Source organism: Comamonas granuli NBRC 101663 (assembly GCF_000739995.1).
GTDB classification, from domain to species: Bacteria; Pseudomonadota; Gammaproteobacteria; order Burkholderiales; family Burkholderiaceae_C; genus Simplicispira; species Simplicispira granuli.
Window position 1 is genome coordinate 285,536 of the sequence record NZ_BBJX01000001.1, and the last position, 22,551, is coordinate 308,086.

The 22,551-nt window shown below is 70.3% G+C and carries 25 protein-coding genes; 13 read left to right on the forward strand and 12 right to left on the reverse strand.

What is annotated here, in order from left to right:
• Nucleotides 1–29 precede the first annotated feature (29 nt).
• Nucleotides 30–875 carry a lysoplasmalogenase gene (locus tag CGR01S_RS16920; RefSeq protein WP_052382469.1) on the forward strand — a complete coding sequence of 282 codons (846 nt, stop codon included), beginning with the start codon at nt 30–32 and terminating at the stop codon, nt 873–875.
• Here CGR01S_RS16920 and maiA read toward each other — a convergent pair whose 3' ends face one another.
• The 6 genes from maiA to CGR01S_RS01350 all read right to left on the reverse strand — a co-directional run bounded on the left by maiA (nt 876) and on the right by CGR01S_RS01350 (nt 6,087).
• Nucleotides 876–1,523, reverse strand: a complete 648-nt coding sequence (maiA, locus tag CGR01S_RS01325; RefSeq protein WP_042421777.1) for a maleylacetoacetate isomerase — start codon at nt 1,521–1,523, stop codon at nt 876–878.
• A 5-nt stretch (nt 1,524–1,528) separates the two neighbouring features.
• Nucleotides 1,529–2,551, reverse strand: coding sequence for a fumarylacetoacetate hydrolase family protein (locus CGR01S_RS01330; protein ID WP_042421588.1), 1,023 nt, complete (start codon nt 2,549–2,551; stop codon nt 1,529–1,531).
• Nucleotides 2,552–2,630: 79 nt separating this feature from the next.
• Nucleotides 2,631–3,632 (reverse strand): TRAP transporter substrate-binding protein, encoded by a 1,002-nt coding sequence (locus tag CGR01S_RS01335; protein ID WP_042421590.1) that lies wholly within the window; start codon nt 3,630–3,632, stop codon nt 2,631–2,633.
• Nucleotides 3,633–3,679: 47 nt separating this feature from the next.
• Nucleotides 3,680–4,957: a TRAP transporter large permease gene (locus CGR01S_RS01340; RefSeq protein WP_042421592.1), complete on the reverse strand. Its 1,278-nt coding sequence runs from the start codon at nt 4,955–4,957 to the stop codon at nt 3,680–3,682.
• The gene (locus CGR01S_RS01345; RefSeq protein ID WP_042421594.1) at nt 4,954–5,511 is read right to left on the reverse strand and encodes a TRAP transporter small permease; all 558 of its coding nucleotides are present in this window, start codon (nt 5,509–5,511) and stop codon (nt 4,954–4,956) included. The genes CGR01S_RS01340 and CGR01S_RS01345 overlap by 4 nt, the downstream gene beginning before the upstream one ends.
• Nucleotides 5,512–5,544: 33 nt before the next feature.
• Nucleotides 5,545–6,087: a VOC family protein gene (locus tag CGR01S_RS01350; protein WP_042421596.1), complete on the reverse strand. Its 543-nt coding sequence runs from the start codon at nt 6,085–6,087 to the stop codon at nt 5,545–5,547.
• A gap of 155 nt (nt 6,088–6,242) precedes the next feature.
• On the opposite strand from CGR01S_RS01350, the gene CGR01S_RS01355 reads away from it, so the two are divergent.
• Nucleotides 6,243–7,160, forward strand: a complete 918-nt coding sequence (locus CGR01S_RS01355) for a LysR family transcriptional regulator (RefSeq protein WP_369345543.1) — start codon at nt 6,243–6,245, stop codon at nt 7,158–7,160.
• 21 nt (nt 7,161–7,181) lie between these two features.
• On the opposite strand, the gene cobA is transcribed toward CGR01S_RS01355, so the two are convergent.
• Nucleotides 7,182–8,024 (reverse strand): uroporphyrinogen-III C-methyltransferase, encoded by an 843-nt coding sequence (gene cobA / locus CGR01S_RS01360; protein ID WP_042421598.1) that lies wholly within the window; start codon nt 8,022–8,024, stop codon nt 7,182–7,184.
• A 194-nt stretch (nt 8,025–8,218) separates the two neighbouring features.
• On the opposite strand from cobA, the gene CGR01S_RS01365 reads away from it, so the two are divergent.
• The 8 genes from CGR01S_RS01365 (at nt 8,219) to CGR01S_RS01400 (ending at nt 15,149) form a co-directional block, all read left to right on the forward strand.
• The gene (locus tag CGR01S_RS01365; RefSeq protein ID WP_042421600.1) at nt 8,219–8,587 is read left to right on the forward strand and encodes a c-type cytochrome; all 369 of its coding nucleotides are present in this window, start codon (nt 8,219–8,221) and stop codon (nt 8,585–8,587) included.
• Complete coding sequence (locus CGR01S_RS01370; RefSeq protein WP_042421601.1) at nt 8,584–9,774, forward strand: cytochrome D1 domain-containing protein; 1,191 nt, start codon at nt 8,584–8,586, stop codon at nt 9,772–9,774. Before CGR01S_RS01365 ends, CGR01S_RS01370 begins: the two co-directional genes overlap by 4 nt.
• Nucleotides 9,775–10,806: a siroheme decarboxylase subunit beta gene (gene ahbB / locus CGR01S_RS01375; RefSeq protein ID WP_042421603.1), complete on the forward strand. Its 1,032-nt coding sequence runs from the start codon at nt 9,775–9,777 to the stop codon at nt 10,804–10,806.
• On the forward strand, nt 10,790–11,260 hold the full coding sequence (locus CGR01S_RS01380; protein ID WP_042421605.1) for an Lrp/AsnC family transcriptional regulator: 471 nt from the start codon (nt 10,790–10,792) through the stop codon (nt 11,258–11,260). Before ahbB (CGR01S_RS01375) ends, CGR01S_RS01380 begins: the two co-directional genes overlap by 17 nt.
• Nucleotides 11,250–11,732: a siroheme decarboxylase subunit beta gene (ahbB, locus tag CGR01S_RS01385; RefSeq protein WP_042421607.1), complete on the forward strand. Its 483-nt coding sequence runs from the start codon at nt 11,250–11,252 to the stop codon at nt 11,730–11,732. The genes CGR01S_RS01380 and ahbB (CGR01S_RS01385) overlap by 11 nt, the downstream gene beginning before the upstream one ends.
• 11 nt (nt 11,733–11,743) lie before the next feature.
• Nucleotides 11,744–12,997 carry a heme d1 biosynthesis radical SAM protein NirJ gene (gene nirJ, locus CGR01S_RS01390; RefSeq protein WP_042421609.1) on the forward strand — a complete coding sequence of 418 codons (1,254 nt, stop codon included), beginning with the start codon at nt 11,744–11,746 and terminating at the stop codon, nt 12,995–12,997.
• 61 nt (nt 12,998–13,058) lie between these two features.
• Complete coding sequence (locus CGR01S_RS01395; protein ID WP_042421782.1) at nt 13,059–14,612, forward strand: nitrite reductase; 1,554 nt, start codon at nt 13,059–13,061, stop codon at nt 14,610–14,612.
• Between the two features lie 174 nt (nt 14,613–14,786).
• On the forward strand, nt 14,787–15,149 hold the full coding sequence (locus CGR01S_RS01400) for a RidA family protein (RefSeq protein ID WP_042421611.1): 363 nt from the start codon (nt 14,787–14,789) through the stop codon (nt 15,147–15,149).
• Here the strand turns inward: CGR01S_RS01400 and CGR01S_RS01405 are convergent.
• From CGR01S_RS01405 to ruvA, 5 genes are read right to left on the reverse strand one after another with little or no spacing between them, the layout of a single operon-like run.
• Nucleotides 15,124–15,840: an ABC transporter ATP-binding protein gene (locus tag CGR01S_RS01405; protein ID WP_042421614.1), complete on the reverse strand. Its 717-nt coding sequence runs from the start codon at nt 15,838–15,840 to the stop codon at nt 15,124–15,126. The two genes, CGR01S_RS01400 and CGR01S_RS01405, sit on opposite strands and share 26 nt — an antisense overlap.
• A gap of 12 nt (nt 15,841–15,852) precedes the next feature.
• Nucleotides 15,853–17,082, reverse strand: coding sequence for an ABC transporter permease (locus CGR01S_RS01410; RefSeq protein ID WP_042421617.1), 1,230 nt, complete (start codon nt 17,080–17,082; stop codon nt 15,853–15,855).
• Nucleotides 17,082–18,359, reverse strand: coding sequence for an efflux RND transporter periplasmic adaptor subunit (locus CGR01S_RS01415; RefSeq protein WP_042421618.1), 1,278 nt, complete (start codon nt 18,357–18,359; stop codon nt 17,082–17,084). The genes CGR01S_RS01410 and CGR01S_RS01415 overlap by 1 nt, the downstream gene beginning before the upstream one ends.
• Nucleotides 18,356–19,426 (reverse strand): Holliday junction branch migration DNA helicase RuvB, encoded by a 1,071-nt coding sequence (ruvB, locus tag CGR01S_RS01420; protein ID WP_042421622.1) that lies wholly within the window; start codon nt 19,424–19,426, stop codon nt 18,356–18,358. Before ruvB ends, CGR01S_RS01415 begins: the two co-directional genes overlap by 4 nt.
• Nucleotides 19,427–19,436: 10 nt before the next feature.
• The gene (gene ruvA, locus CGR01S_RS01425; RefSeq protein ID WP_042421624.1) at nt 19,437–20,009 is read right to left on the reverse strand and encodes a Holliday junction branch migration protein RuvA; all 573 of its coding nucleotides are present in this window, start codon (nt 20,007–20,009) and stop codon (nt 19,437–19,439) included.
• A 63-nt stretch (nt 20,010–20,072) separates the two neighbouring features.
• Here ruvA and CGR01S_RS01430 point away from each other — a divergent pair, with 63 nt between their 5' ends.
• The 3 genes from CGR01S_RS01430 to CGR01S_RS01440 all read left to right on the forward strand — a co-directional run bounded on the left by CGR01S_RS01430 (nt 20,073) and on the right by CGR01S_RS01440 (nt 22,421).
• Nucleotides 20,073–21,020, forward strand: a complete 948-nt coding sequence (locus tag CGR01S_RS01430) for a PhoH family protein (protein WP_042421625.1) — start codon at nt 20,073–20,075, stop codon at nt 21,018–21,020.
• A gap of 61 nt (nt 21,021–21,081) precedes the next feature.
• Nucleotides 21,082–21,540, forward strand: a complete 459-nt coding sequence (gene ybeY / locus CGR01S_RS01435; RefSeq protein ID WP_042421626.1) for an rRNA maturation RNase YbeY — start codon at nt 21,082–21,084, stop codon at nt 21,538–21,540.
• Between the two features lie 128 nt (nt 21,541–21,668).
• Entirely contained in the window at nt 21,669–22,421 is a 753-nt protein-coding gene (locus tag CGR01S_RS01440; protein WP_042421627.1) for a sulfite exporter TauE/SafE family protein, read from the forward strand.
• The last annotated feature ends 130 nt before the right edge of the window (nt 22,422–22,551 follow it).

Genomic DNA, 22,551 nt, shown 5'->3' on the forward strand with positions numbered 1-22,551 from the left:
GCCTGCCCCCCTCTCTGGTTCTACCGCCCATGACACCCACCGCCCTGCGCCCGCTGCCCTCCCCCTTTCTCGCCGCACAGGCGCTGCTGCTTGCCGCGGGCCTGGCCGCCCTGGCCTGGCACGGCGCCGGCTCCCACGCTGCCTTGTGGGGGGCCGCCTGGCTGGTCTGCGCCTGGGCGCCCTGGGCCTGGTGGCGCACGCGCATCACGGCGCTGCAGGTGCTGCTGGTGCAGGCCGCGGCGCTGGCCACGGTGACCAGCGAAACCGGCCTGCTGCACTGGCACTGGCTGTTCAAGCCCGCGGTGATGGCAATTGCTCTTGTTTTCGTAGCTGCCTGCGCACGCCCAGCAAGCGCTGGAGCCCATTTTGATGCCAAATCCTGGTGGCTGCTGGGCGCGGCGCTGGCGGGCTCGCTCGCGGGGGACGCCTTCCTCATGGTGGAGGGCTTCTTCATCCCCGGGCTGGTGAGCTTTCTGCTCGCGCACGTGGCCTACGTGCTGCTGTTCGGCCAGGGCGTGCGCTGGTTTGCGCGGCCGCTGGCGCTGGCGGCGACGCTGGGGGTGGGCGGCGCGATGTACGCCTTCCTGTGGCAGGGCGGGCTGCCTGCGGAGCTGCGCATTCCCGTGGCGGTGTACGTGACGGTGATTGCGCTCATGGCGGCGCAGGCCCTGGGCCGCGCCGGGGCGCTGGGCGACCGCGCGGCACGCCAGGTGGCGCTGGGCGCCTGCCTGTTCATGCTGAGCGACTCCCTGCTCGCCACCAACCGCTTCGTGCAGCCCCTGCCGCTGGCGCAGGTGGGGGTGCTGGCCACCTACTTCGCGGCGCAGGCCTTCATCGTGCACGGCATGGTGCAGGCGCTGGCGCGGCGCGGCTGATCACTCCGCATCGGGCTGGCGCGCCGGATGCGCCGCGGCAAAGGGCTCCAGGGCCTCGCAGTGGGCGACGATGCGCTGCACCGTGGGCCAGGCGGCCAGGTCCAGGCTGAAACGCCGGGCGTTGAAGGCCTGGGGAATGAGGCAGCAGTCGGCCAGCGTGGGGGCATCGCCATGGCAGCACAGGCCGGTGTGCGGGCTGCGCGCCAGCTCCTGCTCCATGGCCGCCAGGCCCAGGCCCATCCAGTGCCGCGCCCAGGTATTGCGCACCTCCTCGGGCTGCTCCAGCGGGTGGTTCAGGTAGCGCAGCACGCGCAGGTTGTTGAGCGGATGGATGTCGCAGGCCACGGCCAGCGCCAGGGCGCGCACACGCGCGCGGCCCAGGGCATCGGGCGGCAGCAGCGCCGCCGTCGCGGGGTAGGCCTCGTCCAGGTATTCCATGATGGCCAGCGACTGCGTGAGCGTGTGCGGCCCATCCTGCAGCGCCGGCACCAGCGCGGCCGGGTTCACGGCGTGGTAGCCCTGCTGGTGCTGCTCGCCGCCGCCGCGCAGCAGGTGCACGGGCACGCTCTCGTAGGCCAGGCCCTTGAGCGCCAGCGCAATGCGCACGCGGTAGGCAGCCGAGCTGCGGAAGTAGGTGTACAGGCGCAGCATGGTCACTGGGGTGCGTGTACGCGGCGCACGGTCTGGTCGATGGCGCCGAAGATGCTCTGCCCGGCGGCGTCGAACATCTCGATGCGCACGCGGTCGCCAAAGCGCAGAAAGGGCGTCTGGGGGGCGCCGTTCTCGATGGTCTCGTACATGCGCACCTCGGCCAGGCAGCAGTAGCCCACGCCGCCGTGGGCGATGCTCGAGCCGTGCAGGCTGCCCTGCTTGTTCGACACCGTGCCCGAGCCGACGATGGAGCCCGCGGCCATGGCGCGCGTCTTGGTCACATGCGCCACGAGCTGCGCAAAATCGAAGGCCATGTCCTCGCCTGCATCGGGGCAGCCGAAGGGCTGGCCGTTGAGCTGCACCTGCAGGGGCCGGTGCAGTTTGTGGCCCTGCCAGGCCGCGCCCAGTTCGTCGGGCGTGACGGCCACGGGCGCGAAGCTGCTCGCGGGCTTGGACTGGAAGAAGCCGAAGCCCTTGGCCAGCTCGGCCGGGATGAGGTTGCGCAGGCTCACGTCGTTCACCAGCATGACCAGGCGGATGGCCTGCGCGCACTGCGCCACGCCTGCGCCCAGCGGCAGGTCGCCGGTGACCACGGCCACCTCGGCCTCGAAGTCGATGCCCCAGTCCTCGGTGAGGGCGTCGATGGGGTCGTGCGGCGCGACGAAGCTGTCCGAGCCGCCCTGGTACATCAGGGGGTCCGTCCAGAACGAAGCCGGCACCTCGCTGCCGCGCGCCTTGCGCACCAGCTCCACGTGGTTGAGGTAGGCCGAGCCGTCGGCCCACTGGTAGGCGCGCGGCAGGGGGCTGTGGCACTGCGCGGGCTCGAAGGGCTGGGCCGCGGGCACTGGGCCGGCGTTGAGCGCGTCGTACACCGACTGCAGCAGGGGCGCGCAGCGCTCCCAGTCGTCCAGCGCGGCCTGCAATGTGCGGGCGATGGCGGGCACGGCCTGGCAGCGGGTGAGGTCGCGGCTGACGACGACCAGCGTGCCGTCGCGGCCGCCTTGCTTGAGGGTGGCGAATTTCATGGTGGTGCAATCAGAAGAGCGCGGCGCGGGCTGCAGCACGCCGCCGCGAAGGGATGCAATGGCCGGGTCCGGGAGACGCTCACTTGGCGGCGATCTGGTCCGTGACCTCCTTGAGCAGGGCCTCGCTCACGCTGGGGGTGAACATCTTCCACACGGGCTGCACCTTCTCGCGCATGCGGGCGTATTCGGCGGCCGAGACCTCGTTCACCTGCAGGCCCTTGGCGGCCATGGCGGCCTGGGCGCTTTGCGCCTGCTCGCGCGCCACGCCGCGCTGGAAGCTGCGCGCCTCGAGCGCGGCCTCCTGGAGGATCTTGCGGTCCGCCTCCGAGAGCTTGTCCCAGAACTTCTTGGACACGAGCGGGATGAAGGCGCCATAGCTGTGGCGCGTGAGCGAGAGGTATTTCTGCACCTCGTTGAGCTTGAGCGCGGCGATCACGGCCGTGGGCGTGCCCTGGCCATCGACGGTGCGCGTCTCCAGCGCCGTGTAGAGCTCGGGCACGGCCAGCGGCACGGGGTTGGCGCCCAGGGCCTTGAGCGTCTCCTGCGAGATCTTGGCCTGGATGGCGCGGAACTTCAGCCCCTGGAAGTCCTCGGCCTTGGCGATGGGGTGCTTGCTGTTGGTGGCGTTGAAGAAGCCGTTTTCCCAGTAGGCCAGGCCCACCAGGCCCTTGGCGGGCAGCAGGGCCAGCAGCTTGTCGCCCACCGGGCCGTCGAGCACCTTCTCGGCCTGCTGCTCATTGGCGAACAGGAAGGGGAAGTCGAGGATCTCGAACTCCTTGACCATGCCCGTGAGCGTGGTCGTCTGGGGCACGGTGAACTCCACGGTGCCGCCCTGCAGCGCCGAGGTCACCTGCACGTCGTTGCCCAGCGCGCCGTTGTAGAAGGCCTTGATCTTGATCTGGCCCTTGCTCTTGGCGTCCACCAGTTCAATGAACTTGGCCACCCCCTGGCCCTGGTGCGACTTCTCCGGCAGCGTGACGGCGAACTTGGCGCTCACCTGCGCCAGGGCGGCCTGGGGCAGTGCGGCGGCCGAGAGGACGGCGGCGATGGCCGCGGCCATCAGGGTGTGCATGGTTTTCATGAGCGTCTCCTTGGGTTGAGAAAAAAGGGGGGAAAGCGGGGCGCGCATCAGCGCCACCAGGCGGCAGGCACGGTGACGAGTTGCGGGAACAGCACCAGCAGCAGCAGCACGGCGCCTTCGGCCAGCAAAAAGGGCAGCACGCCGCGCACGGCCTGCGCCATGCTGACCTTGCCCACCGAGCTGACGACGTTGAGCACCACGCCCACGGGCGGCGTGATCATGCCCAGCGAGCAGTTGATGATGAAGATGACTCCGAAGTACACCGGGTCGATGCCCGCCTGCTGCACGATGGGCAGGAACACCGGCGTGAAGATGAGCACGATGGGGATGAAGTCCAGCACCATGCCGGCCAGGAAGATCACGACCATCATGGCTGCCATGAGCACCAGCGGGCTGTCGCCCAGCAACTGCAGCCAGCCGCCGACCTGGCCCGGGATGTCGGCAATGGTGATCATGTAGGAAGCCACCATGGCCAGGGCGGCGAGCAGCAGCACCACCGCCGTGGTGCGCGCGGTGACCAGCAGGCAGTGGTAGATGGTGGCGGGCTTGAGCTCGCGGTACACCACCGCGCCGACGAACAGCGCATAGGCAGCCGCCACCACGGCGGCCTCGGTGGGCGTGAAGATGCCGAACTTGAGGCCACCGATGATGATCACCGGCAGCATCAGCGCCCAGAAGCCCTTGCCCATGAGGCGCAGCCGCTCGGCCATGCTCTGGCGCGGCGCCAGTTGCATGCTGCTCTTGCGCGACACCCACCACCAGGCCAGCACCAGCGAGCCGCCCATCATCACGCCGGGCACGATGCCGGCCAGGAACAGGCGCGTGATCGAGAGGTTGGCCACCACGCCGAACAGCAGAAAGCCGATGGAGGGCGGAATCACCGGCGCGATGATGCCGCCCGCGGCCATGAGCCCGCAGGAGCGCGCCGGGTCGTAGCCCGCCTGGCGCATCATGGGCACGAGGATGGCCGCCAGCGCCGCCGTGTCGGCCACGGCCGAGCCCGACAGGCTGGCCAGCAGCACGGCGGCAAAGATGGCCACATAGCCCAGGCCCCCGCGCAGGTGCCCGACGAAGGCGCCCGCCAGTTCCACGATGCGGCGCGACAGGCCGCCCGCGTTCATGAACTCGCCCGCCAGGATGAAGAAGGGCACGGCCATGAGGACGAAGTTGTCCGCCCCGCCGATGGCGTTCTGCACTACGATCTGGGCGTCGAACTGGTCGAGCTGCAGCATCAGCGCCACGCCCGCGAACAGCAGGGCGAACGCAATGGGCATGCCCACGGCGATGAGCACGAGCAGCGTGCCGAGAAAGAGCAGCGCGCTCATGGGCGCTGCTCCCCGGCGCCGGCGGCCACCTGCGGCAGCTTCTCGGCGATGCGGTCGCTCAGGTCCTGGGTCAGCCCCGCGTCCGGCGGCCCGCCGGCGAAGGTGCTCCAGATGTTGTGCGTGATGGTCACCACCATGCCCAGGCCAAAGACGATGGCCACGGCATACAGCCAGGCGTAGGAGATGCCCAGCACCGGGTAGCTGTTGTCCCAGTTGATGCGCACCTGCTGCCAGCCACCCACGATGAACATGGCGCAGGCCGCCAGCATCAGGGCGCCGGTGAGCAGCACGAGCAGCTTGCGCGCCCCCACGGGCAGGCGCGCGGCCAGCGCATCGAAGCCGATGTGCGCGTGCTGCGCCGAGGCCAGGATGGCGCCCAGGAAGATCAGCCAGACGAACAACAGCCGTGCCAGCTCCTCGGACTGGGCGATGCCCGAATCAAAGGCGTAGCGCAGCACCACATTGCCAAACACGAGCACGGCCATGAGCGCCAGGCTCAGGGCAATGCACACCTCCAGCACGCGCACGCCAAGGCGCGACCATCGTTGCCACATCACAGGCTCCAGTGCAGGTTCGGAACGGGCGGCTCAGGCCTTGTGCGCCCAACTGCCGTCGTGCATCCAGGCGGCGTGCTTGGGCGCCTTCTTGGTGCGCGCCCACTCGTTGATCATGTCCCACTTCACCTCGTCGAGCCGCTTCATCATCTCGGGCGTGCCGGTGTTGACGGCCAGCTCCAGGCGGTGGCCGCTGGGGTCGCGGAAATAGATGGACTTGAAGATGGTGTGCTCGGTCGGCCCGATGACCTCGATGCCGTCGGCCTCCATGCGCGCCTTGGCGGCCATCATCTCTTCCATGCTGCCGACCTGCAGCGCCAGGTGCTGCGTCCAGGTGGGGGTGTTGCGGTCGCGGTCCATCTCGGGGCTGTTGGGCAGCTCGAAGAAGGCCAGCACATTGCCGTTGCCCGCGTCCAGGAAGATGTGCATGTAGGGATCGGCCTCGCCCGTGGAGGGCACCTGGTCCTCGGCAATGGCCAGCACGAAGCCCATGTTCAGGTACTTGCCGTACCACTCCACGGTCTGCTTGGCGTCCTTGCAGCGGTAGGCCACGTGGTGGATTTTCTGGATCTGCATGCTGGAGTCTCCTGGGTTCAAGGTGCCTGGTGGTCCATGGCGGCATCCCGTGGGCACGGCGCGGGCGCCTGGCAAAACCGGTGGGCGATGGGCGCATTACAGACCGCTTTCATTTATCATTCAAACGGTTTTTTTTGATTCACTCATCAATTTTTATGATGAATATCAGCCTGCGCCAGTTGCGCGCCCTGGTGGCGCTGGCGCGCACCGGGAGCTTCACCCAGGCTGCGGGCGCACTGCACGTCACGCAGTCCGCCCTGAGCGGGCTCATCAAGGAGCTGGAGCAGAACCTGGGCGTGCGCCTGGTCGATCGCAGCACGCGCAGCGCCGAGCTCACGGTGGTGGGCCGGGAATTCGTGCCGCTGGTGCAAAAAATCCTGCAGGACCTGGATGGCGCGCTGGCCAGCGTGGACGACCTCAAGGCCCTGCGCACCGGGGTGCTGCGCCTGGCCGCACCGCAGCTCATGGCCTGCACCCTGCTGCCCGACGTGATCGCGGCCTACCGCGCCCAGTACCCGGCGGTGCAGGTGCGCCTGACGGACTGTGCCGTCGAGCAGGTGCTGGCACGCGTGGCCGCGGGCGAGGTGGACCTGGGCATCGGGCCCGAGCGCGCCGCCATGGCGGGCATTGCGGCCGAGCCGCTGTTCGACATGCCGTTCATGGTGGTCTTTCCGCGCGGACATGCGCTGGAGAAGCTGCCGCGCATCCGCTGGGAGGACGCCATGGCCTACCCCTTCATCGCCCTGCAGGGCCAGTTCACCGAGCGCCTGGCGCTGGACCTGCATGTGGCGCCGCAGCACCTGACGCTGCACCCGAGCAACGAGGTGTCCTTCATGACCACGGCGCTGAGCATGGTGAGTGCGGGCCTGGGCGTGACGGCCTGCCTGCCCTACGCCGTCTCGCTGGTGCGCCTGCACCAGTTGCAGATCCGTCCGCTGCACGAGCCCGAGCTGCGGCGCAAGTTCCAGGTCTACCGGCGCGCGCAGGCCTCGCTGTCGCCCGCGGCGGAGCAGTTCATGGCCTTCTTGCTGCGCTACGTGGCTGCGCACGGCTGGGGCGAGACCGCGCCCTGAAAGCCCCAGGCCGGGCCGCCGTCAGCGCAAGGCCGGGCCGCCGATGCGCTCTTGCAGCGCCACGGTCTCGCCGATCATGATGAGCGCCGGCGGGCGCACGCCATGCTGCACGCTCAGGTCCGGCAGGGTTTGCAGGGTGCCGACCACGGTGCGCTGGCCCGGCAGCGTGGCCCGCTCGATGAGCGCCGCCGGCGTGCGTGCAGGCAGGCCATGCGCGATGAGCTGGGCGCAAATCGTGGGCAGCGTGCCCACGCCCATGTAGATCACCACGGTCTGGCGCGGACGCGCCAGGGCCTCCCAGTCGAGGGCGACGGTGCGCTCGCCCTCCTCGCCCTGCAGGTGGCCGGTGGCGAGCACCAGCATGCCGGCGTGGTCGCGGTGCGTGAGCGGAATGCCGCTGGATGCGGCCGCGCCCTGGGCAGCGCTGATGCCCGGCACGGTCTCGCAGGCAATGCCCACGGCGGCCAGCGCCTCGGCCTCCTCGCCGCCCCGGCCGAAGATGTAGGGGTCTCCGCCCTTGAGACGCACCAGGGAGCGGCCGCTCTGCGCCAGGCGGATCATCAGCTCGATGATGCCCTCCTGCGGCAGGCTGTGGTTGCTGCTCTGCTTGCCCACGTAGATACGCTCGGCGCTGGCGGGCACCAGGGCCAGCACTTGTGGCGAAACCAGGTTGTCGTACAGCACCAGGCTGGCCTGGGACAGCACCCGCGCCGCCTTGACCGTCAACAGGTCGGCATCGCCCGGGCCGGCCCCCACCAGGGTGACACGGCCCCAGGGGGCGGAGGGCGCAGCGGCGGTCACGGGCGCCGGCGTGTCGCCACGGGCGCTATCCTTGCCATGGCCGGTAGGGTGCGAAAAATCCATCGGAGCTCCGAAGGTGAACCAAGAATGCGCAAAAGAAAAAGTGCTGCGCCGGGCACGGATTGTCAGAAGGGTTTACCCCTAAGACCTTGACGATGGTCAAGGTCTTGCAGGTACATTCGGGGGATTATCCGAGCGTACCGGCTTTTACTTGGCGCTCCCCGCAGTCACCAGAGCGCCGCACTCTGCCATTGCCCATGCTGTCCCCTTCCCCCCCCTCCTTGCGCCGGGCCACAGGCCTGCTCCCGCTGCTCGCGGCACTGGCCTGCACGGCGGCCAACGCCCAACAGCCCCCGGGCGCGGAGCGCCAGCGCGAGCTGATCCGCATGGTGCGCCAGGACTGCGGCTCCTGCCACGGCCTGCAACTCACCGGCGGCCTGGGCCCCGCGCTCACCCGCGAAGCACTGGCCGACAAGCCCCTCGACTCCCTGGCCGCCACCATCTACGGCGGCCGCCCCGGCACCCCCATGGCGCCCTGGAAGGCCATGCTCAGCGAGGCCGACGCCCTGTGGATCGCCCAGCAACTGATGGCCGGATTCCCCGAGCCGCACAAGGATGCCCGATGAAACGCCGTGATTGCCTCGCCCTGCTGGGCGCCTCCTCCCTGCTGCTGGCGGGCTGCGCCAGCACCGGCACCCCACCCTCCCTGGTCGGCACCGGCGACCTGGGCGTCGTCGTGGCGCGCTCCACGGGCACGCTGGCCATCGTCAACACCAGCTCACGCAAGCTGCTGGCCGAGGTCAAGGGGCTGGGCGACCTCTCGCACGCCTCGGTGGTGTTCTCGCGCGATGCACGCCACGCTTTTGTCTTCGGGCGCGACGGCGCGCTCACCAAGGTGGACCTGCTGACGCAGCGCATCGCCGGCCGCGTGATGCAGGCGGGCAACTCCATCGGCGGCGCCATCAGCGCCGATGGCCGCCTGGTGGTGGCGCAGAACTACACGCCCGGCGGCATCAAGGCCTTCAACGCCGAGACCCTGGAACTGGTCGCCGACGTGCCCGCCGAATACGCACCCGGCAAACTCTCGCGCGTGGTCGGCCTGGTCGATCTGCCGGGGCAGCGCTTCGCCTACAGCCTGTTTGACGCCAACGCCATCTGGATCACCGACCTGTCCGATCCGGCACGCCCCGTCACCACCAAGCTGCCGAACATCGGCCGCCAGCCCTACGACGCGCTGGTCACGCCCAACGGCCGCCACTACATCGCCGGCCTGTTCGGCGAGGATGGCCTGGCCATGGTGGACCTGTGGGAAGAGCAGCCCCGCGTGCGCCGCATCCTGGCCGGCTACGGCCGGGGCCAGGAGCCGCTGCCGGTGTACAAGATGCCGCACCTGCGCGGCTGGGCCGTGGCCGGGCGCCGCGCCTACCTGCCCGCCATCGGCCGCCACGAGGTGCTGGTGGTGGACACCGACACCTGGCAGGAGGTGGGCCGCATCCCCGTGGCGGGCCAGCCCGTGTTCGTGATGGCCCGGCCCGACGGCCGCCAGGTGTGGGTCAACTTTTCCGTGCCCGACTACCACCGCGTGCAGGTCATCGACACCACCACGCAGCAGATCGTGCGCACGCTGGAGCCCGGCAAGGCCGTGCTGCACATGGAATTCACGCCGCGCGGCGAATCGGTCTGGATCAGCTCGCGCGACGACCACCGCGTCAGCGTGATCGACACGCAAACCTTCGCCACCCAGGCCACCATGACGGTGGATTCGCCCAGCGGCATCTTCTTCACGTCCCGCGCCGCGCGGGTGGGGTTCTAGATGAACCCCCAACCCGACCTGCGCCTGACACTGCTCAACCCCTGGCAGCGCGACTTCCCACTGGTGCGTGAACCCTTTGCACAGATCGCAGATGCCCAGGGCCTGAGCACCGAGGAAGTGCTGGCCGGCTATGCCCGGCTGCGGCAGGAGGGCGCCCTGAGCCGCATCGGCGGCGTGTTCGCGGGCAATGCCGGTGGCGCCGCCCTGCTGGCCGCCATGGCCGTGCCGCCCGAACGGCTGGACGCGGTGGCCGCGGTGGTCTCCAGCCACCCCGGCGTGAACCACAACTACCAGCGCGAGCACCACTACAACCTCTGGTTCGTGATGACCGGGCAGGACGATGCCGCCGTGCGCGCCGCCATGCGCTCGCTCGAAGAAGCCACGGGATTGAGCGCGCTGCAACTGCGCATGCAGCGCGCCTACCGCATCGACCTGGGCTTCGACCTGCGCGGCAGCACCGCCCCCGCGCCCATGGCGGCGGCGCGCGAGGCCACGCCGGTGCAGGGCGCCGACCGACCGCTCGCCGCCCTGCTCGAAGACGGCCTGCCGCTGGTGCCGCGCCCCTACGACGCCTGGGCCCAGGCGCTGGGCCGCACGCCCGAATCCGTGCTGCACACGCTGCAGCAGTGGCTGGACCAGGGCACGGTGCGGCGCATCGGCGCCATCGTGCGCCACCATGAACTGGGCTTCGACGCCAACGCCATGACGGTGTTCAACATCCCCGATGCCCAGGTGGATGCCTGCGGCGAGGCGCTGGCGCGGGTGACCGGGGTGACGCTGGCCTACCGGCGCGAGCGCGCCGAGGGCTGGCCCTACAACCTGTACTGCATGGTGCATGGCCGCGACCGCGCCGCCGTGCGCGACGTGATCGCACGCGCCATCGCCGAAGCCGACCTCGGCGACTTTCCGCACGAGGTGCTGTTCTCCTGCCGCCGCTTCAAGCAGACCGGCCCGCGGCGCTTCCGCGCCCTGCCCGCCGCTGTGCCCGGCACCACCACGACCCCGGAGGTGCTTGATGCTGTCGCCGGATGATGCCCGCCTGCTGGAGCGCCTGCACGGCGACCTGCCGCTGACCGAGCGGCCCTTCGCCGATGTGGCGGCCGAGTTCGGCTGGACCGAGGACGACGTGATCGGTCGGCTCTCGGCCCTGCTGGAAAGCGGCATGCTCACGCGCTTCGGCCCGCTGTTCCAGATCGAGCGCGCGGGCGGCCTGTTCGTGCTGGCCGCCATGGCCGTGCCCGAGGAGCGCTTTGATGCCGTCACGGCCCAGGTCAACGCGCACCCCGAGATCGCGCACAACTACCGGCGCGCGCACGCGCTCAACATGTGGTTCGTGCTCGGCACCGAGACGCCGGCGCAGTGCGCGGCCGCCATCGAACGCATCGAGGCCGAGACGGGCTTGCCCGTGCTGGCCTTCCCGAAGGAGCGCGAGTTCTTCGTCGAACTCAAGCTCCCCCTGACCAACGGAGAAGCCCATGGCGCTTGACGATTTCGACCGCGCCCTGATCGCCGCCACGCAGGGCGGCCTGCCGCTGGTGCCGCGCCCCTATGACGCTGTGGGCGAACGCCTGGGCGTGTCGGGCCAGCAGGTGCGCGAGCGCCTGGCGCAGATGCTGGAAAGCGGCCTGGTGCGCCGCATCGGCGCCGTGCCCAACCACTACCGCCTGGGCTTCACGGCCAACGGCATGAGCGTCTGGGACGTGGACGACGCGCTGGTGGACCAGCTGGGCGAACGCATCGGCCAGCTGCCCGGCGTGAGCCACTGCTACCGCCGCCCGCGCCGCCTGCCGAGCTGGCCGTACAACCTGTTCGCCATGCTGCATGGCCGCACGCGCGCCGAGGTCGAACAACAGGCCGTGCAGCTGCGCGAGCTGCTCGGTGCCGCCTGCCGGGGCCACGACATTCTGTATTCCACCGCCATCCTCAAGAAGACCGGTCTGCGTCTTCGGGAAAGCTAAGAAAGCCCATCATGTTCCGCATCAGCCAATACATGCGCGAGCTCGCGCAAGCCCAGGCCACGGGCACCTACCCCGTTCCCGCCCGCCGTGGCAGCGGCCAGCCGCCGGGGCCCGTGGTGATCTGGAACCTGATCCGCCGCTGCAACCTGACCTGCAAGCACTGCTACGCGCTGTCGGCCGACCACGACTACGAGGGCGAGCTGTCCACGCAGGAAGTGTTCACCGTCATGGACGACCTCAAGGCCTACAGGGTGCCGGTGCTCATCCTCTCGGGCGGCGAGCCGCTGATGCGGCCCGACATCTTCGAGATCGCCGAGCGCGCCCGGGACATGAAGTTCTACACGGGCCTCTCCACCAACGGCACGCTGATCGACGAGCCCATGGCCGACCGCATCGCCGCCATGGGCTTCGACTACGTGGGCATCAGCCTGGACGGCCTGCGCGAGACGCACGACTTCTTCCGCCGCCTCGACGGCGCGTTCGACCGCAGCCTGGCCGCCGTGCGCTACCTGCACCAGCGCGGCGTGAAGGTGGGCCTGCGCTTCACCATGACGGCCATGAACGCGCACGACTTCCCGCCGCTGCTCGACCTGATGCGCCAGGAAGCCGTGGACAAGTTCTACTTCTCGCACCTCAACTACGCCGGGCGCGGCAACATCCACCGCGGCAAGGACGCGCAGTTCCAGGCCACGCGCGACGCGCTCGACCTGCTGTACGAGCGCGCCTGGCAGTCCGCCCTGGAAGGCCGCGAGGAAGACTACGTGACCGGTAACAACGACGCCGACGGCCCCTACCTGCTGCAATGGGTGCGCGAGCGCATGCCGCAGTGGGAGGCGCCGCTGCGCGAGCGCCTCATCGCCTGGGGCGGCAATTCGAGCGGCGTGAACGTGGCCAACATCGACAACCTGGGCAGCGTGCACCCCGACACCATGTGGTGGCACCACGACCTGGGCAACGTGCGCCAGCGCCCGTTTTCAAGCATCTGGTCCGACACCTCCGAGCCGCTGATGGCCGGCCTCAAGGCCAAGCCGCGCCCGGTGGGAGGACGCTGCGCGTCGTGCCACTATTTCGAGATCTGCGGCGGCAACACACGCGTGCGCGCCCAGCAGCTCACGGGCGACGCCTGGGCCGAGGACCCCGGCTGCTACCTGCGCGACGACGAGATCGGCCTGGTCTCGGGCAGCGATGCGCAGCGCGTGGCCGTGACACCGTTCAGCAACCGCCGCCGCACCATCGAGATCCACCCGGAGACCCACAATGCGTGAGCGCCTGCAGCACTGGCTGGCCCGTTCAGCCCCCCTGGCCCTGGGCCTGGGCCTGCTCTGGATGGGCCTGGAACTCGCCCACGCCCAGCCCGGCGCCACCCCTGCCGCATCCGTGGACGCCCAGGCCCTGTACCAGCAGCATTGCGCCGCCTGCCATGGCGTGCAGCGCACCGGCGCCATGGGTCCGGCGCTGCTGCCCGAGAGCCTGGAGCGCCTGCGCCGCCCGGAGGCGCTCCAGGTCATTGGTGAAGGCCGCCCGGCCACGCAAATGCCCGGGTTTGCCGCGACGCTGTCGCAGGCCGAAATCGCCGCGCTGGCCGCGTGGATCTACCAGCCCGTGCTGCCCACGCCCACCTGGAGCGACGCGGACGTGCGCGCCTCGCGCACCGTGCCGGCACAGGACAAGCCGCTGGCGGACCGGCCGCAGTGGAAGGCCGATCCCATGAACCTGTTCGTGGTCGTCGAGGGCGGCGACCACCATGTGTCTGTGCTCGATGGCGACCGCTTCGAGGTCATCACGCGCTTTGCCAGCCGCTACGCACTGCATGGCGGCCCCAAGTTCACCCCCGACGGGCGCTACGTGTTCTTCGGCTCGCGCGACGGCTGGATCACCAAGTACGACCTGTGGAACCTGGCCGTGGTGGCCGAGGTGCGCGCGGGCCTGAACATGCGCAACGTGGCCGTGAGCGGCGATGGCCGCTGGGTCATGGCCGCCAACTACCTGCCACGCACCGTCATGCTGTTCGACGCCGACCTGCAGCTGGTCAAGCGCTTCGAGGCCACCACGCTGGACGGCAAGCGCGCCTCGCGCGCCTCGGCGGTGTACGACGCCGCGCCGCGCAAGAGCTTCGTCGTCGCACTCAAGGACCTCCCCGAGGTCTGGGAAATCTCTTACGACCCCAAGGCCCCGCCCATCTACGACGGCCTGGTGCACGACTACAAGATGGGCGAAGCCCTGCCCAAGCCGGGCTTCCAGAACGTGCGCCGCACGCCGCTGGAGGAGCCGCTGGACGACTTCTTCTTCGACCAGAGCTACCGCCATGTGCTCGGCGCCACGCGCCCCAAGGCGGGCAGCAGCGAGGGCGCCACCGCCCAGGTGGTGAACCTGGACGTGCGCCGCAAGATCGCCGACCTGCCCATTGCCGGCATGCCGCACCTGGGCTCGGGCATCACCTTCGCCTGGAACGGCACCACGGTGCTCGCCAGCCCGAACCTGAAGGACGGCGCCATCGACGTGATCGACATGAAGACCTGGCGCACGGTCAAGACCATTCCCACGCCCGGGCCGGGCTTCTTCATGCGCAGCCACGAAAACTCGCGCTACGCCTGGACCGATTCGATGATGAGCCCGAAGGCCAAGGACACGCTCACGCTGATCGACAAGGCCACGCTGGAGCCCGTGGCCAGCCTACGCGAGCCGGGCAAGACGCTGGCGCACATCGAGTTCACCAAGGACGGGCGCTACGCCCTGGCCAGCGTGTGGGAGATGGACGGCGCCCTCATCGTGTACGACGCGCAAACGCTCAAGGAAGTCAAGCGCCTGCCCATGAAGAAGCCCGTGGGCAAGTACAACGTGTGGAACAAGATCACGCGCTCTGAGGGCACATCGCATTAGGCTGGGGAGCACCCCCCCTGTGGCCCTGCGGGCCTTCCCCCCGCTCTCGCATGGCTGCGCCATGCGGGCAGGGGGACGCTCCCAGCGCGGCGGGGCGGCCCTTGCGCGGGAGCCCTGGTATCGTCGGCGCCCCTCTCATGCGCCGCAGGCGTTGTACACACAGGTTGAATTGACATGGCAGCCAATACCCCCATCACCCGCATTCACCCGCAGGCCCAATGGTCGGACGCCGTGGTGCACCAGCACACGGCGTACTTGGTGGAGGTGCCCGAGAGTGGCACCGACATCACCAGCCAGACGCAGGCCCTGTTCGCGCAGGCCGAGCGCAGCATGGCGCTGTGCGGCACCGACAAGCGCCACATCCTGATGGCGACGATCTACCTCAAGCACATGGCCGACCGCGCGGCCTTCAACGCGTTGTGGCAGGCCTGGCTGCCCGAGGGCTGCGCCCCGGCGCGCGCCTGTGTGAGCGCGGAACTGGCCAGTCCAGACTATTTGCTGGAGATCGTGTTTACGGTGGCGGTGCCTTTGGGCTGAGCTGCGCGACGGGTTCGTCCCGCGCAATACGGCCATCGACCAGCTCCACCAGCCGGTCGCAGCGCGCAGCCAGGCGCGGGTCGTGGGTGACGACGATGAAGGCCGTGCCGCGCTCGGCGTGGATGCGGCGCAGCAGCGCAAACACGTCGTCGGAAGAAGCCGTGTCCAGGTTGCCCGTAGGCTCGTCGGCCAGCACCAGCGGCGGATCCATGACCAGCGCACGCGCAATCGCCACGCGCTGCTGCATGCCGCCCGACAGTTCCGACGGCCGCTTGTGCAGGGCCGCCGCCAGGCCCACGGCGTCGAGCAGTTCGCGCGCCTTGGCCTGCGCCTGCGCACTGACCCGGCCCGCGTGCATCAGCGCGGGCAGCGTGACGTTCTCCAGCGCCGTGAAGGCAGGCAGCAGGTGGTGGAACTGGAACACGAAGCCCAGCGTGCTACGCCGGCGCAGCGTGAGTTCGCCATCCGACAGGCCGCGCACCGAATCGCCCAGAAGCCGGTAGTCGCCTGCGGTCATGCGTTCGAGCAGGCCCAGGATATTGAGCAGCGTGCTCTTGCCCGAGCCCGAGGGCCCGATCAGCGCCAGAAACTCCCCGCGCTGCACGCGCAGGTCGATCCCGTGCAATACCTCGGCCTCATTGGGCTGGCCCAGGTTGTAGCGTTTGCGCAGGTCGTGCAGTTCGATCAGCATGGCGGTCACCCGCTACATCCGGATGGCTTGCGCCGGGTCCATGGCTGCCGCACGGCGCGCCGGCGCCACGGCGGCGAGCACGCCGCATACCGTGGCCATCAAGGCCACGCGCAGCGCCGTGGGCACCGGTACGGTGATGGCAAACAGCGGCAACCCATCCGAGCCGCGCACAAACGTGGTGAAGGCCCAGACCAGCGCCACCGCCAGCAGCAAGCCCAGCAGCGAGCCCAGCGCCCCCACCACCGCGCCCTGCAGCAGGAAGATGCGCTGCATCTGCCCGCGCGTGGCGCCCATGGCGCGCAGAATGCCGATCTCGCGCCCCTTTTGCACGACCGACACCACCAGCACGCTGGCAATGCCCAGCACCACCACCACCAGCACCACCGCGCGGATGATGGTGGTGCTGACGCTCTGGGCATTGAGCGCCGAGACGAGCTGGGCGTTGCTCTCCTGCCAGCTTTCCACGCGCAGCGGGTACTGGCGGCGCAGGCGGTCGGCCAGGGCCTGCGCGGACCAGACGTCCGTCACCGTCAGGTCCAGGTGCGTGGCGCCGCCGGGCAGGCCTTGCAGGCTTTGCGCCGCGCGCAGCGGCACGATCACGGTGCGGCGGTTGAGGTCCTTCACGCCCAGGTCCACCAGCGCGGTCACGCGCGCGGAGTCGCTCACCAGGCCGGTGCGCAGGGTGAGGCGGTCGCCCACGCGCAGGCCCAGGTCGGCGGCCAGCTCGCGGCCGATGATGGCCTCGCCCGGCTGCAGGCTGGCGCGCCCCGCCACCACCTTGGAGCGCAAGTTGACGATGCGGTCGTAGCGCTCGAGCTCCACACCCATCAGCGCAATGGACAGCGCCGCCTCGCCGCGCAGCGCCAGGCCCGCGCCCGACACCATGGGCGAGACCGCCGCCACGCCCGGCGTGGCCTGCAGCACCGGCAGCAGCGCCTGCCAATTGGCCACGGAGCGCAGGCGCTGGGCGCGCGGCTGGGTGTCGCTGAGCACCGCCGTGGCGGCCTCCAGACGGGCCGCCGGCGTCACCAGGTCCTCGGGGGCGCGCAGGCTGATATGCGCCTGAGCGCCCAGGGTCTTGGCCAGGGTGTTGGCCTGCAGTCCTTCGATGAGCGCGGAGATGTAGGCCACCACGGCGACCCCGGCCGCCACGCCCACGATGATGAGCAGCGTCTGCATGCGCCCCTCGCGCAGGAAGCGCCAGGCCACCTGCCATTCAAAGCCCGGCCAGTAGCGCCGCATCAGCGCCCCATGCCCTGGGCCAGGGCCGCACCGGCCGCGCCGCCCTCACCCGTGCGCACCCCGGCCGCCTGCTCCCAGGGCACGGGCCGTGGACGCACGCGCTGGCCCGGCTGCGCGGTGGCGCTGCGCAGCACCCAGTCCTCGGCCGAGAGCCCTTCCCGCACCTCGAACGCATCGAGCGTGCGCAGGCCCACGCGCACGCGGCGCAGCTCGGCCCGGCCGTCGCTGGCAACCAGCAGTTGCGCCGTATCGCCCTCGATGGGCGCGCGCAGCACCGACAGCGGCAGTGCCAGGGCGCGCGCGCTGCGGCCCGTTTCCACCTCCACGGAGAGCGTCATGTCTTCGCGCAAGAAATCGGGCGGCGCCTGCTCCAGCGCCAGCTTGACCTCGATGGCGCCGCGCTGCGCGTCCACCCCCGGGGCGAGGGACTGCACCCGCGCCGCAAACGGCTGGCCGGCAAAGGCGTCGGCCAGCACGGTCGCGGGCTGGCCCGGCTGCAACTGCTGCAGGAAGCGCTCGTCCACCGGGGCCACGAGCTGCGTGGGGCCGTCCAGCGCCAGCGTCAGCAGGGCCTTGCCCGGCTGCACGATCTGGCCCGGCTCCACGCTGCGCAGGATCACGCGCCCGTCGCCGCTGGCACGCAGCGCGGTCTGCGCCAGCCGGGCCTGGGCGGCCTGGGTGGCGGCGCGCGCGGCGTCCCACTGGGCCTGGGCCTGCGCGGTATCGGCACCGGCGTCGCCCTGGGCCTGCCACTGTGCCTGGGCGGCGGCCTGCTGGGCCAGCGCCACATCGAGCGCGCGGCGCGCTTCGTCGCGCTGCGCCGGGCTGTAGAAACCCTGGGCCACGAGCGGCTCCACGCGCTCGAACTGGGCGCGTGCCGCGCGCACGCTGGCGTCGGCCTGGGCGAGCGCCGCCTGCGCCGCCTGGCGGCCCGTGCCGCGCAGGCCCGCCAGGCGCGCGCGTGCCTGCTGCTCGGCTGCCTGGGCCTGCGCCAGGGCGGCCTGGGCCTCGTCGGATTCGAGCTGCACCAGCACCTGGCCGGCGCGCACGCGCGCGCCCTCGTCCACCGCCACGCGCGCCACGCGCGCCGTCACGGTGCTGCCCAGCTCCACCCGCGTGAGGCTTTCCACGCGCGCGGAAAACTGCAGGCTGCGCACCAGCGGCCCCTGGCGCGGCTGCACGGCATCGACCGGCGCGGGCCGGGCGGCCAGCCAGACCGCGCCCACGAGCAGCAGCACCAGCACGCCCGCCACCAGGACGCGCCGCCCCGTTGTCATACCCCGGCCCCGAACAGGTCGGCGCCCCCCCGGGCCGCCGGCGGCTGCAGCCCCAGGTGGCGCCACGCGGCCTGCGTGGCGATGCGCCCGCGCGGCGTGCGCTGCAGATAGCCCTGCTGGATGAGGTAGGGCTCGATCACGTCCTCGATGGTGCCGGCCTCTTCGCCAATGCTCGCGGCGATGTTGTCCAGCCCCACCGGGCCGCCGTCGAAGCGGTGGATCACGGCCTCCAGGAGCTTCCTGTCCATCACGTCGAAGCCCTGCGGGTCCACGTCGAGCATGGCCAGCGCGCGGTGGGCCATGTCCTGCGTGATGCGGCCGTTGCCCTTGACCTCGGCATAGTCGCGCACACGGCGCAGCAGCCGGTTGGCGATGCGCGGCGTGCCGCGCGAGCGGCGCGCGATCTCGAAGCCGCCCGCGTCGTCGATGGGCGCGCCCAGCAGCCCCGCACTGCGCATCACGATGCGCGCCAGTTCCTCGGGCGTGTAGAACTCCAGCCGCGCCACGATGCCGAAGCGGTCGCGCAGCGGGTTGGTGAGCATGCCCGCGCGCGTGGTGGCGCCCACCAGCGTGAAGGGCTGCAGATCGAGCTTGATGCTGCGCGCCGCCGGCCCCTCGCCGATCATGATGTCGATCTGGTAGTCCTCCAGCGCGGGGTAGAGGATTTCCTCGACCACGGGCGAGAGGCGGTGGATCTCGTCGATGAAGAGGACGTCGTTCCTCTCCAGGTTGGTCAGCAGCGCGGCGAGGTCCTTGGGCTTTTCCAGCACCGGGCCGCTGGTCTGGCGAAGCTGAACGCCCAGCTCGGCCGCGATGATGTGGCTGAGCGTGGTCTTGCCCAGCCCCGGCGGGCCGAACAGCAGCACATGGTCCAGCGCCTCCGCGCGCTTCTTCGCCGCGCCGATGAAGATCTCGAGCTGCTCGCGCGCCTTGGCCTGGCCCACGTACTCCTGCAGCAGCTTGGGGCGCAGGGCACGCTCCAGGGCTTCCTCCTGGGCGGAGGTCGGCGCGGCGGAAACCACGCGCTTCGGGGGCGCGGGGGCGAAATCGTCGGTGTGGATGCTCATGCCCTGCCCCTCACTTGGCCAGCGCCTTGAGCGCCAGTTTGATGCCCTCGCTCACGCCCACCTCGGGCGGCAGCGCCTTGAGCGCGCTGGCGGCCTCCTTGTCGTTGTAGCCCAGGGCCAGCAGCGCCTGCAGGATGTCGGCCTGGCTGTCGCTCACGGCCTGCGTGCGCGCCCCCATGTCGGCGCCCAGCTTGCCCTTGAGCTCCAGCAACAGGCGCTCGGCCGTCTTCTTGCCGATGCCGGGCACCTTCACCAGGCGCCCCGCCTCCTGCAGCGAGACGGCCTGGGCCAGGTCCGCCACGCCCATGCCCGAGAGGATGGACAGCGCCGTGCGCGGCCCCACGCCGCTCACCTTGATGAGTTCGCGAAACGCCTGGCGCTCGGCCTGCGTGCCAAAGCCGTAGAGCAGTTGCGCATCCTCGCGCACGATGAACTGCGTGAGCAGGGCCACCCGCTCGCCGACGGCGGGCAGGTTGTAGAACGTGCTCATGGGCACCAGCACCTCGTAGCCCACGCCGTGGCAGTCCACCAGCACCTCGGGGGGGTTCTTTTCCAACAGCGTGCCGCTCAATTTGCCTATCATGCGAAGCGTCCTTTTCGCGCGCCAGGGCCTGGTGCGCACAACCACAGACCGGGAATTATCCGCGTGATCCTGCGCCACTCCTTCATCCCCCAGAACAACCAGCGCCTGGCGCACCTGTGCGGTCCGGCCGACGTGCACCTGCGCACCATCGAGGCGGCGCTGCAGGTCTCCATCGGCCACCGCCACGGCCAGTTCAAGGTGGACGGGCCCAAGGCCCGCGCCACGCAGGCCATGGAGCTGCTGCAGGCGCTGTATGAGCAGGCCGACCGGCCCATCAAGGAGGAGCATGTGCAGCTCATGCTGGCCGGCGACAGCGCCCTGCGCGAGGACGCGGACGGCGCGCTCGTGCTGCACACGCGCCGCGCCGACCTGCGCGCGCGCACGCCCAACCAGAGCGTGTACCTGGAGAACATCGCCACGCACGACATCAGCTTCGGCATCGGGCCTGCGGGCACGGGCAAGACCTATCTGGCCGTGGCCTGTGCGGTCGATGCGCTCGAGCGCGCCAGCGTGCAGCGCATCGTGCTCACGCGCCCGGCCGTCGAGGCCGGCGAGCGCCTGGGCTTTCTGCCGGGCGACCTGACGCAGAAGGTCGATCCCTACCTGCGCCCGCTGTACGACGCGCTGTACGAGCTCATGGGCTTCGACCGCGTGCAGAAAGCCTTCGAGCGCAATGCGCTGGAGATCGCGCCGCTGGCCTTCATGCGCGGGCGCACGCTGAACAACGCCTTCGTCATCCTCGACGAAGCGCAGAACACCACGCCCGAGCAGATGAAGATGTTCCTCACGCGCATCGGCTTCGGCGCCAAGGCCGTGGTGACGGGCGACGTGAGCCAGATCGACCTGCCCAAGGGCGCCCTGAGCGGCCTGGTCGACGCCGAGCGCGTGCTCCGGCGCGTCAAGGGCATCGCCTTCACCCACTTCAACAGCCAGGACGTGGTGCGCCACCCGCTGGTGGCGCGCATCGTGGACGCCTACGACGCACAGCGCAGCCGCCGCAGCCCGGCCTGAACGCAAAATACTATTGTTTTGATAGCTGGTAGCGCTTGATGTACGGGCGCTGGAGGCCAAAATGGCTTTGAATCACCTCACGCTCTCCCTGCAGTTTGCCCGCACCGAGGACACGGCGGCCCACCGCGCCGTGCTGCCGCGCCACAAGGTCGCGCGCTGGATACGCCACGCGCTCAGCGCGGACGCCGAGATCACCGTGCGCATCGTCGGCGAGGACGAGGGCCGCCAGCTCAACCGCGACTACCGCCACAAGGACTACGCCACCAACGTGCTCACCTTCGACTACCAGCAGGCGCCCACGGTCCTGGCCGACCTGGTGCTGTGCGCCCCGGTGGTCGAGCGCGAGGCGCGCGCGCAGAACAAGACGCTGGAGGAGCACTACGCCCACCTGCTGGTGCACGGCACCCTGCACGCCCAGGGCTGGGACCACGAGACCAGCGAGGAGGACGCGCAGGAGATGGAGGCCTACGAGAGCGCCATCCTGCGCGAGCTGGGGTTTGCCGACCCCTACGCCGCCTGAGCCGCCCCGGCCCCGCGCGCACGGCGCCAAGGCTGCGCCGCGGGCAAAACACCTTTGCCTGAAACGGCCCTGCTGGGCCGCCTAAGATCGGCCCGGTTTCCCGCGCTCTTCTTGTTCCCCACTGCCCCATGACCGACACCCTCCTGCTGCTCGTTGCTGCCTTCGTCGCCGGCGCCCTCAACGCCGTCGCCGGGGGCGGCAGCTTTCTGACCCTGCCTACGCTCGTCTTCACCGGCATGCCGCCCGTGGCCGCCAACGCCACGGGCACGGTGGCGCTGCTGCCGGGCTACATGGCCGGGGCCTGGGGCTTTCGCGAGGACATGGCGCCGCCGCCGGGCCTGTCGATGCGCTCGGTGGTGCTGCTGTCGGTGGTGGGCGGCTCGCTGGGCGCGGCGCTGCTGCTGGTCACGCCCGATGCCACCTTCCGCAAGGTGGTGCCCTGGCTGCTGCTGGCGGCCACGGCGCTGTTCGCCTTCGGCCCGCAACTGCGCCAGTGGGCCGGCTCCGCGCAGCACGGCGGCGCCGCCTCGGCCTGGAAGGCGGGCCTGGGCATGCTGCTGGTGGCCGGCTATGGCGGCTACTTCAACGGCGGCCTGGGCATTTTGCTGCTCGCCCTGCTGGGCCTCCTGGGGCAGACACAGCTCAATGCCATGAACGGCATGAAGAACCTGGTCTCGGCGCTGCTCACCGCCATCGCCGTGGCCATTTACGCCGCCGGCGGCATCGTGCACTGGCAGGAGGCGCTGGTCATGATGCTGGCGGCCACCGCGGGCGGCTACGGCGGCGCGCGCGTGGCGCGCCGGCTGCCCGCCCCCGTGCTGCGCTGGGGCATCGTGGCGACGGGGCTGGTGATGGCCGGGCTGTTTTTCTGGAAACAGTAAGAAATCGGGCTGTAGCGCTTATCCAGTAAGCGCAGGCAGCTATCGTTTTTGATACCTGCCGGCCGCTGCCCGCCCTGGCCGGCCGGCCTTGTCACGCGCAGTACACCCCTGCCCGGCAAGACTCGCGCCC